This is a genomic window from Litoribrevibacter albus (assembly GCF_030159995.1).
Taxonomy (GTDB): Bacteria; Pseudomonadota; Gammaproteobacteria; order Pseudomonadales; family Litoribrevibacteraceae; genus Litoribrevibacter; species Litoribrevibacter albus.
On the sequence record NZ_BSNM01000021.1, the window covers coordinates 1 to 972 of the forward strand.

1 protein-coding gene is annotated in these 972 nt (G+C 47.5%); it reads left to right on the forward strand.

The annotated features are described in order from the left end of the window. Positions 1-785 (forward strand): IS110 family RNA-guided transposase (locus QQL66_RS18485; protein ID WP_284379345.1); only part of this gene is annotated, 785 nt, incomplete at its 5' end. Positions 786-972 lie beyond the last annotated feature (187 nt).

Genomic DNA, 972 nt, shown 5'->3' on the forward strand with positions numbered 1-972 from the left:
ACATGAAGTGCATTCACGGCGGTAAAACCAAGAACGATAAGATTGATTCCGAGAAGATTGCTCGTATCATGTTAGGCAAGAACTTCCCGCTCGCCTATGTCTATCCGCCCGAGGCTCGGCCTGTTCGGGATCTCATGCGACGTCGTTCTTACTTCGTTCATCTCAAAGCCGAGATTCAAGCGCATATCTCCATCACCAACTATCAGTACAACTTACCGGCCTTTGAAAAACACATTGGTAAAAAAGGCAACCGACCACACATCGTTGAACGCTTTGAAGATCCTACGGTACGCAAGAATGTGGAAACCGATATTGCTGCAATGGACGCTTTACAAGCTCAGGTTGTCTCGCTTGAGAACTACATCCTAAAGCATGCAAAACAATACGACCCTCGTTCTTATTATCGACTCACCAGTGTCCCCGGCATTGGCCAAGTCTTGGCACTCACCATCCTCTATGAGATTCAGGACATCCATCGTTTTCCGACTGTTCAGGACTTCTGCTCTTATTGTCGGCTGGTTAAGTGCGCGAAAGAGTCGGCAGGAAAACACTATGGCTATTCAGGCAAGCGCATTGGTAACGCACATCTGAAGTGGGCCTTCAGCGAAGCGGCCATTTTATTGATGCGAGAGAGCCAACGCGCTAAACAGTTTGTGGCTAAACAGGCTCAAAAACATGGCAAAGGCAAAGCCATTTCCATACTGGCCCATAAGCTGGGTCGAGCCGTCTATTTTATTATGAAAAGGAACGATGCCTTTGATGAAAAGTATTTCTTTAGTGGATGAGTTAAGGGCAACTTATTGAGCTATTGCGTATAACTGTCGGTGCTGTGCGTGAGCCATACCACATGAGGTTTCTGACCTAAGTCGTGAACTTGATGCCTCTTGATTGGACGATACGCCAACCACCTCCGCCTTGAATAGACAATAAGTTGTCCGCCTGTTTCGCTTTGGAACTGCCCCTCGTCCGAGT